Origin of the sequence: Pseudomonas sp. ICMP22404, assembly GCF_006227205.1 — a bacterium.
In the GTDB taxonomy this organism is placed as follows: domain Bacteria; phylum Pseudomonadota; class Gammaproteobacteria; order Pseudomonadales; family Pseudomonadaceae; genus Aquipseudomonas.
In genome coordinates, this window is sequence record NZ_VCNG01000012.1 from 210,451 (window position 1) to 232,530 (window position 22,080).

The 22,080-nt window shown below is 60.7% G+C and carries 12 protein-coding genes; 8 read left to right on the forward strand and 4 right to left on the reverse strand.

What is annotated here, in order from left to right:
• The 4 genes from FGE05_RS21170 (at position 1) to FGE05_RS21185 (ending at position 3,314) form a co-directional block, all read left to right on the forward strand.
• Positions 1–732 carry an adenosylcobinamide-GDP ribazoletransferase gene (locus tag FGE05_RS21170; protein WP_139647976.1) on the forward strand — a complete coding sequence of 244 codons (732 nt, stop codon included), beginning with the start codon at positions 1–3 and terminating at the stop codon, positions 730–732.
• A gap of 182 nt (positions 733–914) precedes the next feature.
• Positions 915–1,319 carry a MarR family winged helix-turn-helix transcriptional regulator gene (locus FGE05_RS21175; RefSeq protein ID WP_139647977.1) on the forward strand — a complete coding sequence of 135 codons (405 nt, stop codon included), beginning with the start codon at positions 915–917 and terminating at the stop codon, positions 1,317–1,319.
• 52 nt (positions 1,320–1,371) lie between these two features.
• Positions 1,372–2,580 (forward strand): MFS transporter, encoded by a 1,209-nt coding sequence (locus FGE05_RS21180; RefSeq protein WP_139647979.1) that lies wholly within the window; start codon positions 1,372–1,374, stop codon positions 2,578–2,580.
• A 182-nt stretch (positions 2,581–2,762) separates the two neighbouring features.
• Positions 2,763–3,314 (forward strand): glutathione peroxidase, encoded by a 552-nt coding sequence (locus tag FGE05_RS21185; RefSeq protein ID WP_139647981.1) that lies wholly within the window; start codon positions 2,763–2,765, stop codon positions 3,312–3,314.
• A 90-nt stretch (positions 3,315–3,404) separates the two neighbouring features.
• On the opposite strand, the gene FGE05_RS21190 is transcribed toward FGE05_RS21185, so the two are convergent.
• The 3 genes from FGE05_RS21190 to FGE05_RS21200 form a co-directional block, all read right to left on the reverse strand.
• Entirely contained in the window at positions 3,405–4,694 is a 1,290-nt protein-coding gene (locus FGE05_RS21190) for an OmpP1/FadL family transporter (RefSeq protein ID WP_139647983.1), read from the reverse strand.
• Positions 4,695–4,839: 145 nt separating this feature from the next.
• Positions 4,840–5,322 (reverse strand): hypothetical protein, encoded by a 483-nt coding sequence (locus tag FGE05_RS21195; RefSeq protein WP_139647985.1) that lies wholly within the window; start codon positions 5,320–5,322, stop codon positions 4,840–4,842.
• A 276-nt stretch (positions 5,323–5,598) separates the two neighbouring features.
• The gene (locus FGE05_RS21200; RefSeq protein ID WP_008051046.1) at positions 5,599–5,823 is read right to left on the reverse strand and encodes a hypothetical protein; all 225 of its coding nucleotides are present in this window, start codon (positions 5,821–5,823) and stop codon (positions 5,599–5,601) included.
• Between the two features lie 909 nt (positions 5,824–6,732).
• Here FGE05_RS21200 and FGE05_RS21210 point away from each other — a divergent pair.
• On the forward strand, positions 6,733–7,056 hold the full coding sequence (locus FGE05_RS21210; RefSeq protein ID WP_139647987.1) for a sel1 repeat family protein: 324 nt from the start codon (positions 6,733–6,735) through the stop codon (positions 7,054–7,056).
• A gap of 190 nt (positions 7,057–7,246) precedes the next feature.
• On the forward strand, positions 7,247–8,635 hold the full coding sequence (gene rmuC, locus FGE05_RS21215; RefSeq protein ID WP_176563024.1) for a DNA recombination protein RmuC: 1,389 nt from the start codon (positions 7,247–7,249) through the stop codon (positions 8,633–8,635).
• A gap of 195 nt (positions 8,636–8,830) precedes the next feature.
• Here rmuC and FGE05_RS21220 read toward each other — a convergent pair whose 3' ends face one another.
• A complete protein-coding gene (locus FGE05_RS21220) occupies positions 8,831–12,301 on the reverse strand; it encodes a PAS domain-containing hybrid sensor histidine kinase/response regulator (RefSeq protein ID WP_139647991.1) in 3,471 nt (1,156 codons plus the stop codon).
• A 185-nt stretch (positions 12,302–12,486) separates the two neighbouring features.
• Here FGE05_RS21220 and FGE05_RS21225 point away from each other — a divergent pair, with 185 nt between their 5' ends.
• Together FGE05_RS21225 and FGE05_RS21230 are read left to right on the forward strand one after the other, a co-directional pair.
• Positions 12,487–17,394, forward strand: a complete 4,908-nt coding sequence (locus FGE05_RS21225) for a Tc toxin subunit A (RefSeq protein ID WP_139647993.1) — start codon at positions 12,487–12,489, stop codon at positions 17,392–17,394.
• 117 nt (positions 17,395–17,511) lie between these two features.
• On the forward strand, positions 17,512–22,059 hold the full coding sequence (locus FGE05_RS21230) for a neuraminidase-like domain-containing protein (protein ID WP_139647995.1): 4,548 nt from the start codon (positions 17,512–17,514) through the stop codon (positions 22,057–22,059).
• Positions 22,060–22,080: the final 21 nt, after the last annotated feature.

Genomic DNA, 22,080 nt, shown 5'->3' on the forward strand with positions numbered 1-22,080 from the left:
ATGCTGCCGTTCTGGATCGCCCTGCAATTTCTCAGCAGTTTGCCGGTTCGCCTGCCGGGCATGCCGGAGCCTGAGGAGCTTGGCCGTTCGCTGTTGTTCTACCCGCTGGTGGGGTTGTTGTTCGGAGCATTGCTCTGGGGCTTCAACACCTTGCTGCTCGGTACGCCGTTGCTGCTGCATGGCGCGCTGTTGCTGACGGCATGGGTGCTGCTCAGTGGCGGTCTGCACCTGGATGGCCTGGCCGACAGTGCTGACGCCTGGCTCGGAGGTTTTGGCGACCGCGAACGCACGCTGCTGATCATGAAAGACCCGCGCAGCGGACCGATTGCCGTGATCACTTTGGTATTGGTGCTGCTGCTCAAGTTCGCGGCGTTGCTGGCGCTGCTCGAACAAGGACAGGCCCTGGTGTTGCTCATCGTGCCGGTATTGGGGCGTGCGGCGCTGCTGGGTCTGTTCCTGACCACGCCTTATGTGCGTGCCGGCGGGTTGGGCCAGGCACTCGCCGACCACCTGCCGCGACCCGCGGGGTGGCAGGTCTTGTCGGCCTGTGCGCTGGGGTGCGTGCTGGTGGCGGGCTGGACCGGGATCTCGGCGTTGATCATCGCCGCGGTGGTGTTCATCGCCTTGCGGCAGATGATGTTGCGCCGGCTGGGTGGGTGCACCGGCGACACGGCCGGGGCCTTGTTGGAGCTTCTTGAGATGGCAGTGTTGGTGGGGGTGGCATTGGTCTGACGCCATGCGGAGGTCCGTGGGAGCAAGGCTTGCCCGCGATGAAGACACCTCGATATCAAGCCTCACCGCGTTGACTTCATCGCGGGCAAGCCTTACTCCCACAAGTTACTCCCAGAGATGTTCCTGGTTAGGCGATACATTTAAATTTGCATTCATCCAGTTAACGGGTATATACACGCATCATGCTTCCTTCCCAATGTCTGTGCATCAACCTGCGTCGCGCCGCTCGAGGCGTCAGCAGGTATTACGACGGCGCTCTCGATGGCTTCGGGATCAACGTTGCCCAGTATTCTTTGCTGAGCAACCTGGAGCGCCTGGATCAGCCGAGCATTTCGTCCCTGGCCGAGGCCATGGGCCTGGACCGCAGCACCCTGGGGCGCAATCTTCGGGTGCTGGAAGGCGAGGGGCTGGTGGCGCTTGCGGAAGGTGAAGACATGCGTAACCGCATCGTCGTGCTGACCCCCGCCGGACGTGACCGACTGGCGGCGGCGTTGCCCGCCTGGGAAGCGGCGCAACAACGATTGATCGATAAACTGGGCGCCGAGAAGCGCACGGCACTGCTGGCCTTGCTGGATGAACTGGCGTGAAGCCGGTTCGTTCGATAATAAGCGGGTATATACCCGCGAGCGGAGAATAAAAATGGTATCGATGTGGCGTACCTGTGGTTGGGTCCTGGTGGGCAGCGCGCTGATTCTGGCGTTGTCTCTGGGTGTGCGGCATGGCTTCGGGCTGTTCCTGGCACCCATGAGCGCCGAGTTCGGCTGGGGCCGCGAGGTATTCGCCTTCGCCATCGCCCTGCAAAACCTGATCTGGGGCCTGGCGCAGCCATTTACCGGGGCGCTGGCCGACCGCTTCGGTGCGGCGAAAGTGGTGCTGATCGGCGGTGCGCTCTACACCTTGGGCCTGGTGTTCATGGGACTGGCGGATTCCGCCTGGTCACTGTCATTGAGTGCAGGGCTGCTGATTGGCCTTGGTCTGTCCGGCACCTCTTTCTCGGTGATCCTCGGGGTGGTCGGTCGGGCTGTGCCGCCGGAAAAACGCAGCCTGGGCATGGGTATCGCCAGTGCCGCCGGCTCCTTCGGTCAGTTCGCCATGTTGCCGGGTACTTTGGGCCTGATCGGCTGGCTCGGCTGGTCCGCCGCACTGCTGGCCTTGGGCTTGCTGGTGGCGCTGATCGTACCGCTGGTGAGCATGCTCAAGGACACGCCGATGCCCTTGGCTAGCCATGAGCAGACCTTGTCCGAAGCGTTGCGCGAAGCGTGCAGCCATTCCGGGTTCTGGTTGCTGGCGTTCGGCTTTTTCGTCTGCGGTTTCCAGGTGGTGTTCATCGGTGTGCATCTGCCGGCGTACCTGGTGGACCAACACTTGCCAGCCACTGTCGGCACCACGGTGCTGGCCCTGGTCGGGCTGTTCAATATCTTCGGCACCTACACCGCCGGCTGGCTCGGCGGACGTATGTCCAAGCCACGGCTGCTGACAGGGTTGTACCTGGCGCGGGCGGTGGTGATCGGCGTGTTCCTCTGGCTACCTGTCACCACCACCACGGCCTATGCATTCGGCATGGCGATGGGGTTCTTATGGCTTTCCACCGTGCCTTTGACCAACGGCACCGTGGCCACCCTGTTCGGTGTGCGAAATCTCTCGATGCTGGGTGGGATCGTGTTCCTGTTCCACCAGTTGGGATCGTTCCTGGGCGGTTGGTTGGGCGGCGTGGTGTATGACCGCACCGGCAGTTACGACTTGATCTGGCAGGTCTCCATCCTGCTCAGTCTGCTGGCGGCGGCGTTGAACTGGCCGGTGCGCGAGCGCCCGGTGGCGCGCCTGCAGGTTCAGGCCGGTGCGGCATGAGTCGCGTCGGCCCCTGGTTGGTGATTGCCGGCGCCATCCTGCTGTTGGCGTTTGCCTGGTGGGGTTGGCATCGGGGCGGATTGGCCTTGATGCAACTGGGCATGGGCAACTGCTGAGCGGTGGACGCTTCAGGCCATGACGAGTAACGTCGTGGTCTGACATGTCTTCAAGGAAGTACCTACATGCTGATGCGCTGGCTAGCTGTTCCCGCTCTGTTACTGGTTGTGACCGGGCACGCCTGGGCAGCCGACTGCCCACCGTTGCTGGAGGGTTCGTTGCCCAAGCTGCGGGCCAAGGAAACCATCGATCTGTGCCAGCGCTTCGCCGGCAAGCCGCTGGTGGTGGTCAACACCGCCAGCTTCTGCGGGTTCGCGCCGCAGTTCAAAGGCCTCGAAGCCCTGAACCAGCGCTATAAGGATCAAGACCTGCAAGTGCTGGGCGTGCCGTCCAACGACTTCAAGCAAGAGTCCAAGGATGGCGCCGAGACGGCCAAGGTCTGTTACGTCAATTATGGCGTGACCTTCACCATGACCGAGCCGCAACCGGTACGTGGTGCCGACGCCATACCGTTGTTCAAGCACCTGGCAGAACAATCCGGCGCGCCGAAATGGAATTTCTATAAGTACGTCGTGGATCGCCAGGGTAAGGTTGTTGCCAGTTTTTCCAGTCGGATCAAACCGGACGACCCTGAGTTCATCAAGGCGGTGGAAGCGGCGATTGCTTCCAGGCCCTGATCGTCAATAACGAAAAAGCCCCGGCTCTTTGCAGAGCGCGGGGCTTTTTTTCGCCTCGGATGGCGAGCGGGTCAGGCTCGCCGTGAGTCATCAGAAGCGGTAGGTTGCACCAACGCCGAAGCCGTTTGCGCTGTTTTCGTACTCAGCGTTGTAGGATTGACCCAGTCGGTTGGTACGGTTGACGTTGACTTTTTCTTCCTTGAGGTAGGAGTAAGCCACGTCGATGGTCAGGTCGTCGGTCGGACTCCAGCCGGCCCCCAGGCTGAAGATGGTCCGGTCGCCAGTCGGGATACGTGGCGAGCGGTCGGTGTTGTTGGCAGGGGACTGGTCGAAGGTCAGGCCGGTACGCAGTACCCACTGTTTGTTCAACTGGTAGGAGGTACCGAGGGCGTAAGCCCAGGTGTCATGCCAGTTCTGTTCTTCGGTGATAGTGCCCACGAGAGCTGGAGCCAACCCGCCGCCGGCTGCCGCTGTCACGCCGTCGTTATTGACCGTGATGTCTTTCAGTCGGCTCCAGCGAGTCCAGGTACTGCCTGCATAGACTGTCCAGGCATCGTTGATTTGCTGGGTGACGGAGAAGTCGGCCGATTCAGGCGTGGTGATATCCAGCGAGGCGTCATAGCGTCCGTTTCTCAGGAAAGCGGCTGGAACGCCTGCGCCCGGGGTGACCTCGGTGTGGCCTTCGAGTTTGTACTTGACCTTGGAGTGGTAGGTCAGGCCGACGCGAGTGGTGTCGGTTGCCTGGACCAGGAGGCCGATGTTGTAGCCGTAGCCAATGTCATCACCTTTGATCTTCACGTTGCCATCGGTGCCGGGCAAAGGCGCCGGTAGGGTCAGCGCCGATTCCAGCTGACCGGAAATACGGTTGATCGTCGGACCAAAACCAATCGACACCTTGTCGTTGAAGGCATAGCTGACAGTAGGCTGGAAGGTGATGACCTTCACTTCGCTCTTGCTGCCGAAGTTGCGTCCCTGGAAGCTGTTTTCATAGTCGGTGATCAGGCCGAATGGGGCGTAGACACCCAGGCCGAACGCCCATTGATCATCGATAGGCTTGACGTAATAGCCCATGGGTACGGCAGTGAACGGCACCATATCGCCGTCGTTGCTACCGGTGCGGCTGCCGCTGGCATCGTTGATGTCGGTCGAAGCATCGATGGCCGCCAGGCCACCCGTCACTTGCTGGCGCTTGAGGCGCGACATGCCGGCAGGGTTGCCAAACACGGTACTTGCATCATCGGCAGAGGAAGAACGACCCGCGAAACCAGTGCCCATGCCACTGATACTCTGTTCGTTCAGGGCGAAGCCGCTGGCGAACAATTGAGTGGAGGCCAAAGTTACGGCGAGGCCAAGGGTGGTTTTGAGCATCATTTTTTTCATTGTTAGAACTCCGTGTGGTCACCGAGGCGAAAACTACCAACATTTTTGCTCAAGCGCTATAGCCTGTTTTGCGTGAGTTAGAGCGGTTTTGTAGGACAATCCGACCAGATTCGCGGCCGTTGTAGGAAGTTTCCAAACATCCTCTTCAACAGGCGACCTGATTCAGCGATGAAACACATTGTTGCCAGGCGCAGGTGAAGTCCCGCAGGCGCCCTTGGGGGTGAAATGTCTGGCGCCAGATCCGGGCCATGCCCAGCAGATCATCGGCATCGGGAAGCGGGGTGTTTTGCTCCTCCACCAGCAGCCAGGCGATGGCAGTGGCGTAACGCAGGTTGACGGTCAGTTCCAGGTGCGGACCGCTGAGAAAGGCATGTTGGCTGGCCAGGCCGCGCACGAGGCTGGCGCGCTCCGGATCCAGCGCCAGGTAATGATCCCAGAGTGCTTTGTGGCGGGGTTCGGTGATGCGATACAGGCCATGGCCGCGACGGTCGTGCAAGGCTGAGCCCAGGCCGGATTGGCTGGCGGCAATGCCCAGTAACAAGGACTCCGCCGTTGCGCTGTGGCGCCCCAGGTAAAGGAGCGTCGGGCGGATCACATATCGACACAGTTCGCTGGCAGCGATACCCATAACACCCTCGAAGCGTAAGAGGGGCGGAGCCTGGAAGCGTGGGGCTTGGCAGCGGTGGATCGGTCCAGGCTCCGCCGACAGCGGATCATGCCGCTTGACTTGAAGTGTAGTGTCATATTCCCGTTGTAAAGGACTGTTTTTAAATCATCTTCCGCCAGTGGTTATAACTGTTATATCCGTTGGTGCTTAAGCCGTTTCGCTTTATCGAGAAACTTCAGGCAATAAAAAGCCCCGCTTTTCGGGCGGGGCCTTTGGGTTTTTCAGCGTTCTGGCGTTTCAGGCAACCAGTGCCTGACGGGTACGCTCGATCACGGCCTGCAGCGGTTCTGCGCTGGAGTATTGATCGGGGTACAGGCGTTCGCTGTGACGAGCGATGCCGTGTTCATTGACCAGCGTGAAGCTGAAGCAGCCTTTGCGAGCGGCCATGATCAGGCAGTTCATTGGAGCAAAAGCGTTGGTTAGGGTGCGGATGGCATCCTGTGTCTGGATTTGAGTCGACATGTTATGGGTGTTCCTACAAATGACACGGTTAAGAACCGTGCAACGTTAAAACGTTCCAGTAACGTCGACCACCATTGGTCGAACGAAGAACCCGACTGGAACAAAGCAGCCAGTTTGAGCGCTATATGAATGTGCGCGCTTGGGCTGGCAGGTAGGTACTTAGGAGGGCAGGCGACACAGCAGGGGCAAAGGTTCTGGGCCCAGGGTGAAGATCCTGATCAATTTTGCAGGTTGGTTCGGTCAGAGTAACGAGCTTGGCAACACCCTTTGTATTCAGTCAAAGGCTGTGTTGGCGCAAGATTTACATGGAAACCATCGAGGGGGTCGGTCTCTGTTATCGGTGAGGCATCCTTGGGGATGGCTGACCGTGGAGATGTGTTCGACCCGGAATTGACTTTCAGCTTGGTACTAACGGCGCGGATGTTAACGGATCGAGTTGCAGAAGGGAAGTCTGTTGTTCAAAAAATATCCAGATCCGCTGCGTTTGGTCGGATGATCTGGGTAGGGCGTCGTGCCATATTGGGTCGGGTTATCCCCAGGCTTACCGCCAAATGCATCAAGAAAGCGCACCGATATAACCGCTCTGGGTGTTACTTGTGCACACTCCCTAGGGACTTTGTCACCGAACTGTCATGTCGCAACAATCCGGGGTGGGTGCCTGTATCCAAAATTTAAGTCAATGAAAAACATCGCTTTTTTTTACTGGTGAAAAAATCGTCAGTTTGAGCGCAACCCCCGTCCCATAGGGCTTTCGCCCCCTTCAGGGGGGGTTGTCCACTGAGTTATCCACAGCTTCTGTGGATTGTCCCAAGCACTTGCTCTAGCACGGGCGTGCCGGTTTTTTTCGGCTTTACCCACACGAAAAAAGGAGTAGAGTGGCGCGCCTTTCGATCTGCCCCATAGTGCGTTATGAAGTTTCGCTCAGTATCAAATCCTGTTACTTCCACACCCCCAAGTGTTACCCCGCCCAAGCGCATGTCGATGCGGGTTGCCGAGTGGTTGCTCGACAGCCCGCGGCTCGGAGAAAGCCCCAGCGTCAAGCACCTGGCCGGGCGCCTGCTCAAGCAACCGGCACGGGAAGGTGTCGTGGCTGCGCAAAGTCGCCTGGGTCGGTTGATGTGCCGTGAGTGCGGTAACGCCCGGGACCGGCGCATCGGTCAGGATCTGCTGCGCCAGGCCGCCCGGGCAGGGGATCATCGGGCCCGGCAGGCCCTTCTTGAAATAGAAGACTGAAATAGAAGGGCTGAGCTGGGCAACCTCCAGCGGCTTGGTTAACCTTCGGGCTTTCATCTGATCGACAGGATTTGTCATGGCTATGGATTTGACCAGCCTGTTGTTGGGCCTGGCGGGCGCTGCGGTGCCGTTGCTCGCACTGGCCTGGCACCTGCAGCGCCAGGCCAGTGCCGCGCAGACCGACGTGGCGCTGCTGGAAGAGCGCCTGGCCACCGCGCACATGGCCCATGATGGCCTGAATGCCCAACTCGATGCCTGCCGCGACGAAATCAGTGACCTGAGCCAAGCCAACGGAGCCAAGCAAGCCGAACTCGCGGCGGCCTGTCGAGAAGTCGAACTGTTGCAGATCGAGCGCGATAACGCTCGGGACGCGGCCCATGCCTGGAATCTGGAGCGTGCCAGCAAAGAGGCGGAACTGCGGCGGCTCGATGCCCAGGCGGCGTCGCTGCATGCCGAACTGCGCGAGCAGCAGGAAAACCATCAGCAACGCCTGGATGACCTGCAAGGTTCACGGGACGCGCTGCGGGCGCAGTTCGCCGAGCTGGCCGGAAAAATCTTCGATGAGCGTGAGCAACGTTTTGCCGAAACCAGCCAGCAACGCCTGGGGCAGTTGCTCGATCCGTTGAAAGAGCGCATCCAGTCTTTCGAAAAGCGCGTCGAAGAAAGCTATCAGGCCGAAGCCCGTGAGCGTTTTTCCCTGGGCAAGGAGCTGGAGCGACTGCAACAGCTGAACCTGCGCCTGAGCGATGAAGCCACCAACCTCACTCGTGCGCTCAAGGGCCAGAAGACCCAGGGTAACTGGGGCGAGTTGATTCTGGAACGGGTGCTTGAGCACGCTGGCCTGGAGAAAGGCCGTGAGTATCAGACCCAGGTCAGCCTCAAGGGTCCGGATGGCGAGCGGTTCCAGCCTGACGTGTTGATTTACCTGCCCGGCGACAAGCAGGTGGTGGTCGATTCCAAGGTCAGTCTCACTGCCTATCAGCAGTATGTGGCCGCTGAAGATGACGCCATCGGCCAGCTTGCCCTCAGGCAACACATCGTGTCGCTGCGGGCCCATGTCAAAGGACTGGCCGGCAAGGACTACAAACGCCTGGACGGTTTGCACAGCCTGGATTTCGTCTTGTTGTTCGTACCGATCGAAGCGGCGTTTTCCGCTGCCCTGCAAGCCGAGCCGAATCTGTTCCAGGAAGCCTTTGACCGCAACATTGTGATCGTCAGCCCGACCACGTTGCTGGCGACGTTGCGGGTGATCGACAGCTTGTGGAAGCAGGAGCGCCAGAGCCAGAACGCTCGGGAGATCGCCGAGCGGGCCGGGTGGCTGTACGACAAGTTCGTGCTGTTCATCCAGGACCTGGACGAAATCGGCAGCCGCCTGCAACAACTGGACAAGGCCTACAGTGCCGCGCGCAACAAGCTGACAGAAGGGCGCGGCAACCTGGTCAGTCGCACCGAACAACTCAAGCTGCTCGGCGCCCGGGCGAGCAAGCGGCTGCCGGGTGAACTGCTTGAGCGGGCGATGACCGATGAGGATGGGCTGCCCGAGTTGCCGGAAGAGGCCGATGCCAAACCCGACGCTTGACCAGGCACTAATGCAAGCCCCGTGATTGATGCGGATCCTATGGCTGATGCAAACCTTGTGGTTGATGCAAACCCTGTGGCGAGGGGATTTATCCCCGCTTGAGTGCGCAGCACTCACAACGGAGGCTGCCGCGCAGCCTGACGGGGATAAATCCCCTCGCCACAGGTTCGATGCCTGGCCGGAGTGGCGTTGCTCCTACAACGGCAAATGCCGGCTCAACAACGCCCTCAACGCCGCTGGCTTCACCGGTTTGGCCAGGTAATCCAGCCCGGCGGCGTGCACCTGGGCCACCGTCTCGGGGCGGCCGTCGGCGCTGATCACGACCCCCGGCACCGGTTCACCCATGCGGGTACGCAACCAGGCCATCAGCTCGGTGCCGGTTTCGCCGTCGTCGAGGTGAAAATCCACCAAGGCGAGTTGCGGGCGTCCGCCCTCGGCGAGCCAGCGCTCGCATTCTTCACGGTTGCGCGCTGTCCACACCTGGCAACCCCAGCGAGTCAGCAAGCTGTTCATGCCGATCAGGATGCTGTCTTCGTTATCGACACACAAAACCTGCGCGCCGCTGGGTAAATGCCCGTTGGGTTCGGCCACGATGCTGGGCGCGGCAATCTGCGTATGGGCCAGTGGCACGCTGACGCTGAACACACTGCCGCGTCCCGGCCAGGAGCGCACGCGCAAGGTGTGGCCGAGTACGCGGCACAGCCCGTCGGCAATGGCCAGGCCCAGGCCCAGGCCTTTTTCGGCACGGGTCTGATGGCTGTCCAGGCGTTTGAATTCTTCGAAAATCACCTGTTGCTTATCTTCGGCGATGCCCGGTCCGCGGTCCCAGACCTCCAGGCATAACTCGCCGTTGCGCCGACGCACGCCCAGCAGAACGGGGCCCTTGGCATAGCGGAAGGCATTGGTGAGGAAATTCTGCAGGATGCGCCGCAGCAGTTTGATGTCGCTGTCGACTCGCAGACGCGAGCCTCGAACGCGGAATTTCAGGCCCTGTTCCCGTGCCAGCACCGTGAACTCGGCGCCGAGGGTATCGAGCAGGTCATTGAGGGCGAAGGGTTTGCGGTCGGGGTTGATCTTGCCGTTTTCCAGGCGGGAAATGTCCAGCAGGTCGGTGATCAGGTCTTCGGCCGAGCGCAATGAACTGTCCAGGTGCTGTACCAGTTGCCGGGCTTCGCCTGGCAAACCGTCGTGTTGATGGGACAGTGCGGCGGAGAACAGTCGAGCGGCGTTGAGGGGTTGCATCAGGTCATGGCTGACGGCGGCCAGGAAGCGGGTCTTGGATTGGTAGGCCGCTTCGGCGGTGCTTTTGGCTTCGGTCAGGGCTTCGTTCAGTTGCGACAATTCCCGGGTGCGTTCGGCCACCCGTTGCTCCAGTCCTTCATTGGCTTCGGTCAGGGCCTGTGCGGCTTCGCGGAAGGCGGTGATGTCGGTGAAACTCATGACGAAACCGCCGCCGGGCATCGGGTTGCCGATCAGCTCGATCACCCGGCCGTTCGGAAACAGCCGCTCGGACGTGTGGGCGCGTCCCTGGCGCATCCAGTGCAGGCGCCGGGCGACATGGACTTCGGCCTCGCCAGGACCGCAGAGGCCGCGTTCGGCGTTGTAGCGGATGATGTCGGCAATGGGCCGGCCGACACTGATCAGGCCGTCGGGGTAGTTGAACAGTTCCAGGTATCGACGGTTCCACGCCACCAACCGGAGAGACTGGTCGACCACGCTGATGCCCTGGGTGATGTTCTCGATGGCGCCTTGCAGCAGGGCACGGTTGAACTGCAGCACTTCCGAGGCTTCGTCAGCGATCCGGACCACATCTTCCAGTTGCATCTCCCGACCTTCGATCGCGGCTTTGACCACGGCTCGCGTCGACGAGGCCCCGAGCACGCCGGCCAGCAGGCGTTCGGTGTGGGCGATCCATTCGCTGTCGGCGTTCTGGTTCGGGTTGAAGCCTTTGCCCTGGCGGTAGGCAAAGCGGATGAAACTCTGGCGCGCCCGTTCCTCGCCGACGAAACGTGCCGCCAGTTGCAGCAGGTCTTCGATGTGCACCGCCAGCATCGACCGAGCGCTGGGGCGGGCGCTGATTTCCTGGCCGATGAAACGTCCGGCCTGCCAGTGCTCCGACACACGGGTGCGCGACAGCACCGAGATCCAGGCAAACAGCGTGAAGTTACCGGCCAGGGACAGGACGACGCCTTGGGTCAGTGGGCTGATCGGCAAATGCAAGGGGTTGCCGTGCAGCCAGGCCAGGCCCGGGAACGCGCTCAGGGACCAGCCCAGGCTGTGGGCAGCGATCGGCAGCACCAGGGTGTAGAACCAGAGGAAAATCCCCGCGGCGAGGCCGGCGAATACACCGCGGCGGTTCGCCTGTTTCCAGTACAGCGCACCGAGCATGGCGGGCGCCAATTGGGTGACCGCGGCGAAGGCGATCTGGCCGATGGTGGCCAGGCTCGCGGTGGAACCCAGCAGTCGGTAGCTGACGTAGGCCAGCAGCAGGATCACCACGATGCTCACCCGACGCACCGAGAGCATCCACTGGCGGAACACTTCAAACGGCCGCTCGGCGTTGTTGCGACGCAACAGCCAGGGCAGCAGCATGTCGTTGGACACCATGGTGGACAGGGCGACGCTCGCGACAATCACCATGCCGGTGGCCGCCGAGGCGCCGCCAATGAACGCCAGCAATGCCAGCGCCGGATGGGCTTGTGCCAGCGGCAGGCTGATGACGAATGAGTCCGGCAGCACCGAGCTGGGCAACAGCATTTGTCCGGCGAGGGCGATGGGCACCACGAACAGCGCGGCCAGGGCCAGGTAGGCGGGGAACACCCACTTGGCCAGGCGCAGGTCCTGGGGCTCGATGTTCTCCACTACCGTCACATGAAATTGGCGCGGCAGGCAGATGATCGCCATCATCGCCACCCCGGTCTGCACCACCATGGACGGCCAGTTGATGGTTTCTTTCCAGTACTGCTCCAGGCGCGGTGCGAGCATCGCCTGGTCGAACAAGTCGTCGAAGCCGTCGTAGAGGCCGAATGTCACGAAGGCGCCGACCGCGAGGAAGGCGAACAGCTTGACCAGGGACTCGAAGGCAATGGCCAGCACCATGCCGCGGTGGTGTTCGGTGGCGTCGAGGTTGCGGGTGCCGAACACGATGGTGAACAAGGCCAGGATCAGCGAGACGATCAGCGCGGTGTCCTGGGCGCGGGTGCCCATGGCATCGGCACCGGCGCCGATCAAAAGGTTCACCCCGAGCACGATACCCTTGAGTTGCAAGGCAATGTACGGCAGCACGCCCACCAGGCAGATCAGCGCGACCACCACCGCCAGCGACTGGGACTTGCCATAGCGGGCGGCGATGAAGTCGGCGATGGAGGTGATGTTCTCCTGTTTACTGATCATCACCATTTTTTGCAGGACCCATGGCGCCAGCACCAGCAACAGGATCGGTCCGAGGTAGATCGGCAGGAATGACCAGAGCTGTTCGGCCGCCTGGCCCACCGCGCCGAAGAAGGTCCAGCTGGTGCAATACACCGCCAGCGACAGGCTGTAGACCCAGGCCCGTACCCGTGGCGGCAACGGCGTGCTGCGCCGGTCACCGTAGAAGGCGATGGCGAACATGATGGCCATATAGGCCAGGGCAACAACGGCGATCAGCCCGCTGGACAACGACATGGAAACTCCCGACAAAAGGCACCGGGGCTTGAGCCCGACGAGACAGTCTCGCACGCCCGCCAGGGTTCGTCAGTGTCGACCAAGGTCGATGCACTGTCAGTTCCTACAGTTGTTCGGCAAAAAGAGCTGTGCTCTATTCATTTCAAGGTTGTGGGGTCCAGGCGTCTTTCTTTGGAGAACTTGCAATGCCAGCGGATCTTCCCTCGTCATCAGCTTTGCGGGCTCTGTGGGCGACAACCCTGCTGTCGCAATTGAATCCCGGCGCAAGCGCAACGATCGATGCCATTGTGGCCCAGGCGGGCTCAATCCTGGCGCTTGCGCGCGAGCGTCCTGAGCGTTGGGTGGCCCAGGGGTTACGCATCGGCCCGGCCCGGGAACTGCACGAGCGTGCGATGAGCGCGGCAATCTGGATGACGCGCCAGTATCGCGAGCGGGAACTCAGCGGCGCCGATCGCCTGACCTATGATGTGCGCCGTGGTTTTGCCTCGCTTACGGATGGGCCGCGCTATGACCTAGAGTTTGACGAGGACTGGTCGAACATGGCTCGTCCGAATGCCATCGAAGCAAGAACCTCGCCCGTGGCTTATCTGTTCAGCCTCTACAGGAAGGCATTGTTGCTGGAAGCCGCTGGAGAGGAGGGGAACCGCTTTCGCCTGGAGGACCGACGGCCGGATATTGCCACCGAGCCGATCGATAGCACGGCGATGACTCAGGAATGCTCGGTGTTATCGCTCTCGACGCGGATTCTGGAGGCCGCCCTTCTCGACGTCGCGCAGCGATTGGAACCCGACACGGTCGAGGCCGACAGGGTCCTGGCAACGGCGCGTTATCCCTTGACCATGCCGTACGAGCATTGGGTTGAGCAGCTTCAAGTGATCCTGTCGCTGTTTGACTCCTCGGTTGCAGCCTTTGGCGAGCTGGCGCGGGCGACTGATCCGGATTTCCATTATTTTGCCGTTTCGGGCATGCAGACCGATCGCGGCGACGATACCTTCCTGTTGAGCCTGCCGATCGGCCCGGCGCGTCGTGAACTGCTTCTGGAGGCACTGTTCAATGGTGCTCTGCCAGGCAACGAAGAAGAGATGGCGAACTTCTACTGGACGACTTATCGGGTCTATTCCAGGGTGGCCCTGGAGCACAGTGCGGAATTCTGTACGCGCACCGGGATAACGCGGGACGCGCTTGCCAGCCTGTTCGCCGTGAAGGAAGACAGGCCGGTCCTGTCCAGCCATGTGTCTGCGGCGGTGGTTGCCTTGCAGGAGCCCGGCCCGCAGGCGTTTGGCGCGGTCTACATCAACGGTGCGCAGCTCCCCGCCATCGACCTGGTGGCCGCGCAGGACACACGGGTTTTCCAAGAAACAAGAGACACGGAACCGGTGCCGCTCGACCCACCTGTCCAGTTGACCAATTTCACGGACGAACGTGCTGACCGAATCCACCGGCTGATCCGGCTCAGTCGCTGGCTTGGGACCTCTTTTCGAGAGATGGATCAATTGATTGTCGCCGCCCATCGCGCCGAGAAGGGACATGGCGCGCCACAAATCACCCGCAACACGCTCAAGGCACTTGGGGTGTTCTGCGAAATGCGCCAGCGTTATGGCGTGAGCGCGGAGGATTTTGCCGCCTGGCTCGACAAGGTGTCGGTCTTTGGCGCTGGCGAACAGGCTGCTCACTATGACCGTATCTTCGTCAACCATGGGCTGCTGGGCACTCCCCTGGTCCTGGACAACTCCCCATTCAGTGCTCGGGTCGAGGACAACGCCGATGAGCGCGGGCGTGAAACGGTCCAGGCGATTTGTGCAAGCCTCGGCCTGGATACATCCGAGTTCACCTATATGGCACGGGTGATCGCCAACAGCTATGACCCGCCGGAGCTAAAACGCAACCTGGAGATTCTGTCCTCGTTCTATCGCATTGCCAGCATCGCCCGCTACCTGGAAGTTCCGCCGACTGTCCTGATCGGGCTGGTGCAGACGCTTGGCCAGTCGGGCCCGATCTTGAAGCAGATTGCTGGCGTACCGTCGGTAGAAGCGCTGCCCACGCTGGGGGCAACGGACTTTTCAGCGGCGTTGATGGCCGTCGTCGATTGTGTGCGCTGGTGCCGCGAAAAAGGCATCGACCTGGCGTGGTTCGTGCGGGCCATGCGTTCGAACACCACGGTGCCCGTGGCCAGTGACAGTGAGCGGCAACTGGTGGCCAGCCTGCATACGATGCTGGACAGCCTCCGGATCACCCATGAAGCGCTGGAGCAGGCGGGTGTGCCAGCCACCTTGAATGCGCGGTCGACGGCCGTTGGCATTGATTGGATCGCGGCGCTGACGGACGTTATCGATGCCCAGGGCATTGTGCTTGACGGTGTCTCGGGTTCGGACACGGATTACGCAATGAGTGTGCGCAACATCGTCGCCGATGTGGTGGAGCGGATCGCCCAAGGGGAGGATTCAACCCATGTTGACGACGAGGGTGAGGCGCAGACGCTCAAGAGTACGGTGGTGGAATCCGTGACTGCGGTCATTCTCCGGATGCGGGCCTCGCAGCGGGCGCTGGTCGAAGAGCACCTGGCCACTTACCTGAGGATTTCGTCCGATCTGGTCCTGCCGCTGATCGAGTGGGCGGATCAGAGCGTCTACGATATCTTGCGCTGGGTGTGGGAAACCGAAGGTGTGGTAACCCCTGCCGGGTCGATGCGAGCGATGGCCTTGCGACTGTTGAGCCCGTTCGATCCGGTCGCACAGCGTTTTCGTGCCGCAATGCCGCTTCGGCACGCGTTCCTCCAGGGCGATGATTTCGAAGACTGGAGTAATGTCGACGTCATGCTGCAGAAACTGGGGAGCCTGCAACGCCTGGCCGATGTCGTCCGTCAGTTCGAGCTCGATGGCGAGATGCTCAGCCGGCATGCCGCCAGCAGGCGGCAGTTGCAAGCCTGGCCGCAAGCCCCCGAACCGTTTGGTTTCGCGCCGGGCCTGGATGCCACCGGTGCGATTGCCCTGGGCACGCTGTATCACCTTCAGACTTACCGCGATGTCACCTCGCGAATGGACGCGCCCCCATCGGCCTTGATGGACTATTTATCCCTGGTCAACGATCCCCAGGCCTTCGATCCTGATCTTATCGCCGAAAGCGAGGACTACGCCCGCCTGATGCAGGACGCCGCCGCCGTCAAGGTCGCGGAGATGCTCGGGGTCAGCGCGCGCGAGGTACTGGAGGCCGCTCGTGTCATCACGCCCATGGGGGTGATGACCCAGTTGAGCCAGTTCAATGGCTTTATCCGCATGCTGGAAATGGCCCGCACAAGCGAGCTGAGCATCCTGGCCCTGCACGAGTTGGGCGGATTGCCGGTGTCCGCGAATACGGAAGACTATCGCTACGCCGTGCAGTACGCCCTCGGCAGCCTCTACGCCGGGCGGCTGAAACGGGGCGGGTCGGGCAATGCCCCCGAGGTCGGCCAGGCGACAACGAGCGAGGCGTCGGTCGACCAGGTGCGCCTGGTTGCCAATACGCTGAGCTCCGCCCCGCAAAAGGCGCAGGCGCTGTATCGCCTGCTGGTGCGGGACTTGAGTGGTAAACCGTTGGTGAACATCCGCGTGCGCTGGTCGCTGACCGGTCCCGGGTCCCTGGACGCGGACGTCTCCCATACGGATGCGGACGGTGTGGTCGAGGTCACGCTGATCGCGGGCGGCGAGATGGGCATCACCACCGTCTTTGCAACCATCGGACTCGACCAGCGCATTGCCATGCCCACGGTGACCATCGACTGCGACGAGGAAACGCTGGCCCTGCGTCAGCCGAAACCGGATGAAGAGGTTGCGCCCAAGCTGGCCGGTCGTCGCGAGGCCTTCGACTTGTCGGTTATCTTGCGCGACCGCTATGGGAACTGGGGGCGCAACCGGCGGGTACGCTGGAGCGTCAGCGAAGGGCTGGGGCAGTTCAAGAAGGATACGACGGTTGCCGATGAAAACGGGGTTGCCCGTGCCCAACTGTTCAGCAATGAAGAGGGGGTGACGAAAGTCCGGGCAAGCCTCGGCGAAGGCCTGGAACTGGAGGGGTTTTCCGCATTTCGCTTCATCGACGCACCGTTTATCGATACGAAACTCCACGGGCTGCGCTTCAAAGGGCCGAACGTGATGGGGCTGGACGTTGCCATCGCTTGCCGCGTTCTTTCACTGAGCGCCGTGGGCAAGCCGCAGGAACACGTCGCCTGGAGCGTGCAGTTCGCCGACGGGTCGAGTCATGAACCCGACGAGCCGGTTGTTTCTGATCCTGATGGATATGCCGTGCTCCAGTTGCCTTCCTCCGTAGTGAAGGAAGGCGTCATGACGGTCCGTGCGACCCTGTTGCCTTCCCAGGCAGGAGACGACAGGGAAGAGTTCTTCGAACAAGACATGATCATTCTTCCCGAGCCGAGGCTCGCCGCGGCGTCACCTGCCGGTGTGTCAGTGATTGCCCAGGCCGGCGAGGTTGTGCATCTGCGGGTACGGGTGGAGGCCGAGGTCACTGACGGCACCGCGACGGGCTTTCAAGGGGTGGCTGAGTACCCTGTGCATTGGGCCATGGACGATGACGAAAGTGGCAAAGAGACACAGACCGATTCCGAAGGCATGACGGTTTTTGCCGTGCCGATCGACCAGGCAGCAGAGCGCACGCTGTTGGCAACGTTGAGTGCCCCCGCGGGCCAGACAGTGACCTTCACGGTGAAGGTCCTGGCCGAACCGGATTGGCACTTCTCGTTGACGCCGGTCGATCAACAGGGGAGCGAAGAGCCGCTGGATTCGCTGACGTTCGTTGTCGGCAAGCGCTACACGTTGAGCCTCGAGGACACGTCCGACGCCAGCATGACGGCGGGACGCGAGATCGCCCTGACCTGGAGTGGCGTCAATCCGGTCGGCCAGGGCCTGGTGGCCACTCCAAGTTTCTTGCAGATGCGTCCGCTTCCCGAGGACGGACGTTTGAGCTGGCAGCTCGATTGCAGGCAGTTCCCAGACCCTTCTGCGGTGTTTTCCATTGGCGCGACGCTGCAAGGCACCCGCTATAGCCAGATCCTGCGCACGAAAATCCAGGGGGATGAGCAATCGTCCCGACGACCTGGGCACTGAGCGTATCGGTCGCGGTAATGGTTCTAGCACTTGAGACGTATATCGATTCCCCAGGGCTGACGTCGAGCCCGGACGAGGAATCAGCCATCAGGAATGAAATTCCAGGAGGGCGCGGTCATGACAGACCTTACGACGAAACTCGAAGCCTTGGACAAGCAGCGCCAGGCCGCGCTCCTTGAATGCTATCTGGGCGCCGTGGCGGCCCGAGACGGTGATACCAATGTGTTGGCGGCGGCCGCTGATCTCGATGCCTATCACTTGTTCGACCACCATGTCGGCACGGCGCCGAAAACTTCAGCCGTGGGCGAGAAGATCGCCAGCCTGCAACGTTACATCCACGGCATCTACTCCGGCGACGAGCCGGGGTTCGGGCAGGATTTCGATGAGCGGGAAGTCGAGACCTGGCGCCAGTGGGAAAGCCGTTATGCGATCTGGGCCGGTGCGGAGAAGTTGCAAAGCTATCCGGAAAACTACATCGACCCGCAATTGCGCATCGTCAAGTCACGGTTTTACGAACAACTGGAAGGGGACCTGGCGCAAGGGCGTCTGAACACCGAGCGTGCGCAATCGTCCGTTCTGGCCTATCTGGAGAGATTCGAGGATGTCGCCGATATCGATGTGCTCAACGGTTATATCGATGGGCCATTCGTGATATCCGATTCAACGGTTTATCGGGCGGACTATTACCTTCTCGGGCGCAAGCGCGCCGATAACAAATATTACTGGCGCAAGGTTGCGATCGTTCTCGGTCAGGAGCAAACCCGCGTTCCTCCCAGTGCCTGGAGCGAGTGGGAACCTATCGAAGCCGGGATCGGCGATGCTTCGAGCGTGCGCCTGACTTTTTTTGGTCACCGGCTTTATGTCTTCTGGGTTAGTAGGTCCTCCCTCAATGAAATCGGCGAGCGTGAGGGACTCAACTGGGACCTGTTCGATATTCGTTTTTCCTATCGCGGGTTGAGCGGCACTTGGGCGCCGCCCTCGACCGTTGACACGGTCATGCTCGAACGCGAAAGCGCGCCACCCGGCAAGCGTCACCGACGTGCTCGTGCCGATGAAGGCCAGAGTGCTCTTCTGGCGATCACCAGCGACAGCGGGCTTACCAAAGAAGCGAAACAGATGGTGCTCGGCATTATCCTGTCGACCGCCGATGGCGACCGCACGACATGTTATTACGCGTGGGATGAGTTGTTGAATCGCATCGAGCTCGCAGAAAAAGAGCGGCGCCATATTGACCGCTTGCTCGCGCAGTATTCGCAGGAGGCGCCGAATCAAGGCCCTTCTTACCTCCAGCGACGCTTGCCGCAGCTGGGTGAGGAGGGGGGTTACAAGGAATGGCCAGTGGAATCCATCCGAGTCAAAGGCAGCGCGCATCCGTCCCTGCTCACAGACTATCTGCGCCTTCGGGCAATGAACATTACCGGAAAAAGCCTGTTCGTCACTGTGAATAGCGCGGAGAAACTGCATGAGAAGTGGTTGTCTCACGCCGTGGCGCGAGTTCAACCCAATGACCCGCAAACACAATCTACCTTTTTTGATATCGAAATGGTGTTCACTGAGTCGTCTTCTGGCCGCCCCTACTACGGCGTGAAACTTGATTTTTCATCGTGGCGTGGTTATTCGCTCCCCGTGCGGATCGAGTTATTGAACGAGCACGGTGCGGTGGAGCACCACGTGAATTTTGCGGGGGCGCCTCCCAGATTTGGCACATCTTTTCCGGCAGTGGACAGGGAAGGGGTTTATAGCGATACGTTCTTGCACATGGCGAATATGTCGGATGACGCTTATTACACCTTTGGAACCTGGCTGAAGGTTACGGGTGGCAGCCATTCCGACTTTAAACTGAATAGAGCGTTCACTCGGCGTGGCACCCAATTGGCAAATCCATTGGCTATGCCGATCTGGGTGGGAGAAGACAAGACGCCCGGCAGTGAGCTGCCGCTCTTTCGATTCAATGGCGCGGCGTTGTATTTGAAAACGCTTCCCTTGGTGAGCAATTCCCAGATCGTTGCCGTCGGGTTGGGGGAATATGCCAACGATACCTGGAGCCAGGGCTACCAAGAGTACGAGGTCAGGTTGAAGGCCCCGTCCCTCGACGGGCCGAGGATCGCCAGGGGACCCGAAAGCGCTCAAGGTCAGGCTGGTCAGTTTCTTGATTTTGGTCTTGAGTTCGGCGCGGATAAAACCGTCGACGCCATCCGTCTGAATACCACGTTCGGTCGCGAATTGGTGGAGCGGGCCGCGCTCTCCATCGACAGTTTGCTCTCCTGGGACAGTCAGCACACCGAAGAACCGCCGCGTCCAGGGTCCAATGAACCGGAGTTTCTCGACTTCCACGGAGCGAACGGGCGCTATTTCTGGGAAATTTTCTTCCATCTTCCGCACCTGGTAGCGGTACGGTTACGCCGTGAGATGAGCTACGAGGATGCGCTCGGCTGGCTGCACCATCTGTTCGATCCATCCACCAGGATCAATCCGGGACGCATCGAAACCACCGCCTATTGGCGCTCGCGCCCGCTGCTGATGGAGGGTGATCCAAGCTTTGAAGTGGCATCGCCCGCCGATCCGGATGCCATCGCCTACAGCAACCCGATCCACTATCGCAAACGGATCTTTCGCGACTATGTCGAAACTCTGATCGAATGGGGCGACTGGCTCTACAGGCAACTGACCCGCGACAGCCTGACCGAAGCCAAAATGCTCTATCTGCGGGCCGCACGTATGATGGGGCCGGCACCCGACGTGCGCGGTGCTTCCAACTGGACACCCAAATCACTCAATGAGCTGCAAGATGCCCGCAACCTCGAGTGTTTCGATGCACTCGCCCGCGTTCTGTCGGCCGATACGCTGGTCAATCTGCCACTGACATCCGGCCATGTACTGTTGGCCCCGTTGTTGGATCACCCGGACTTCCGACCGGAAATCAACCGCGACCTGCTGGACGTCTGGGACACGTTGCAAGCCCGTCTGCACAACCTGCGGCATTACCTGACGCTCGACGGCAAACCCATCGACCTGCCGCTTTACGATACGCCCATCAACCCCAAAGACCTGATGCGCGCCCAGGCCGGTGGCGGTGGGTTCAACCTGCGAGACATCTTGACGCCGCCGATCGTTCCGCCTTACCGCTTCATGGCCATCCTGCCCCGTGCGCAACAGGCGGTACAGACCCTGTGCCGGTTTGGCGATCAACTCCGGCAATACATGGAGCAGGCGGATCGCTGCGACCAGGAAACCCTGCAACAGGAACACCTGATCGAGATGGGCGATTTCAGTCGCGAGCTGCAATTGGAACTGATGCGTCATGCTGAAATCGTGCGGGAGGCCCTGGAGGCTTCCCGACAGGCGATTGGCGAGCGAGAGGCGTACTTCAAGGGATTGATCGAAAAGGATCTCAATCAGGATGAAATCGAGGCGACCGAGAATCTGAAGCGTGCAAAAACGGGCGCCTTGGCCTCGGGAACCGCCAGCAGTTTTGGACACGCTGCGGAGACCTTTGCCAATATTTTCGGTGTGGCCTCGGGGGGCATGAAATACGGCGGTACGGCACTTTCTGTCGCAGCGACAGCCAGTACTTACAGTCAAAGTGAAGCGCTCTACAGCGGTCTGCATGACCGCTACGGTTCGCAACAGCGCTTGCGTCAGGAGTGGAACTTCCAGCACAAGGCAGCGATCGCCGAGCGGACCGCGCTGGACAAGCAACTGGAGGCCCAGACAATCCAGATCCAGGCGTCGGTAGTCTCGGTCAACCAGCAGGTGCGTGCCATTGAGCAAGCCAGGGAGATGTATACGTTTCTCACCCAGACCCGCACGTCCCGGGCATCGCTCTATCGCTGGATGCAAAGCAAGATGGCCACGCTTTATTTCCAGACCTACGATGCCGTGACCGCCCTGTGTTTGTCGGTGCAGGCCTGTTGGCAATATGAAATCGGCGATTATGAAAGCCATTTCATCCTGCCGGGTGCATGGGTCGACAGTCATCATGGTTTCACGGCCGGCGAGACGCTGACGCTGGGCCTGCTGCGCATGGAGTCGGCGTTTGTCCATCGCTATGAGCGGCGGCTGACGATCAAGAAAATGCTCTCGCTGAGCGACTATTTCGCGCCGCAGGAGTGGTCCGATAAACTCCGCACCCTGCAGAGCACCGGAAAACTGGATTTCAACCTGGATAGCCGGTTTTACGACAGCGATTACCCCGGCCATTATCTGCGCCAGATCCGGCGCGTATCGGTCACGTTGCCGGCGCTGCTCGGCCCTTACGAAATGGTCAGCATGACGCTGACGCAGATCTCCAGCAAGCTCCTGATCAAACCCGATCTGGGCGGCGCCCGCCATCTCTACGATCCGCAACACCCCGATGCCGATACCACCTATGTGCGCTACAACCTGCGCGCTCAGCCGCAAATCGCTGTTTCCGATGGCCTGGACGATGATGGTACCGGGTCGCGGTTTGCTTTCGACGAAGATCGCTACGCGTCCTTTGAGCGAACCGGCGCCATTTCCTCGTGGCAGATCGCTATTCCACGGGCTGTTTCAGGCGAGCAAGAGCTGCTTCTGGCATCGCTGACCGACATTATCGTCCAGGTGGAATACACCGCTCTAGATGGCGGCCGCGACTTTGCGGCGCAGATCGAAACGCTTTTGAACGAGACAGGGTTTCGCCAGTAGGACGGGGAGTGCATGAAGCCT

Bases quoted from the DNA above. Each gene is read 5' to 3' on its own strand.
- FGE05_RS21175 (WP_139647977.1), top strand. From the start codon at position 915: ATGCTTCCTTCCCAATGTCTGTGCATCAACCTGCGTCGCGCCGCTCGA.
- FGE05_RS21185 (WP_139647981.1), top strand. From the start codon at position 2,763: ATGCTGATGCGCTGGCTAGCTGTTCCCGCTCTGTTACTGGTTGTGACC.
- FGE05_RS21170 (WP_139647976.1), top strand. From the start codon at position 1: ATGCTGCCGTTCTGGATCGCCCTGCAATTTCTCAGCAGTTTGCCGGTT.
- FGE05_RS21200 (WP_008051046.1), bottom strand. From the start codon at position 5,823: ATGTCGACTCAAATCCAGACACAGGATGCCATCCGCACCCTAACCAAC.
- FGE05_RS21195 (WP_139647985.1), bottom strand. From the start codon at position 5,322: ATGGGTATCGCTGCCAGCGAACTGTGTCGATATGTGATCCGCCCGACG.
- FGE05_RS21230 (WP_139647995.1), top strand. From the start codon at position 17,512: ATGACAGACCTTACGACGAAACTCGAAGCCTTGGACAAGCAGCGCCAG.
- FGE05_RS21180 (WP_139647979.1), top strand. From the start codon at position 1,372: ATGGTATCGATGTGGCGTACCTGTGGTTGGGTCCTGGTGGGCAGCGCG.
- FGE05_RS21225 (WP_139647993.1), top strand. From the start codon at position 12,487: ATGCCAGCGGATCTTCCCTCGTCATCAGCTTTGCGGGCTCTGTGGGCG.
- FGE05_RS21220 (WP_139647991.1), bottom strand. From the start codon at position 12,301: ATGTCGTTGTCCAGCGGGCTGATCGCCGTTGTTGCCCTGGCCTATATG.
- FGE05_RS21210 (WP_139647987.1), top strand. From the start codon at position 6,733: ATGAAGTTTCGCTCAGTATCAAATCCTGTTACTTCCACACCCCCAAGT.
- FGE05_RS21190 (WP_139647983.1), bottom strand. From the start codon at position 4,694: ATGAAAAAAATGATGCTCAAAACCACCCTTGGCCTCGCCGTAACTTTG.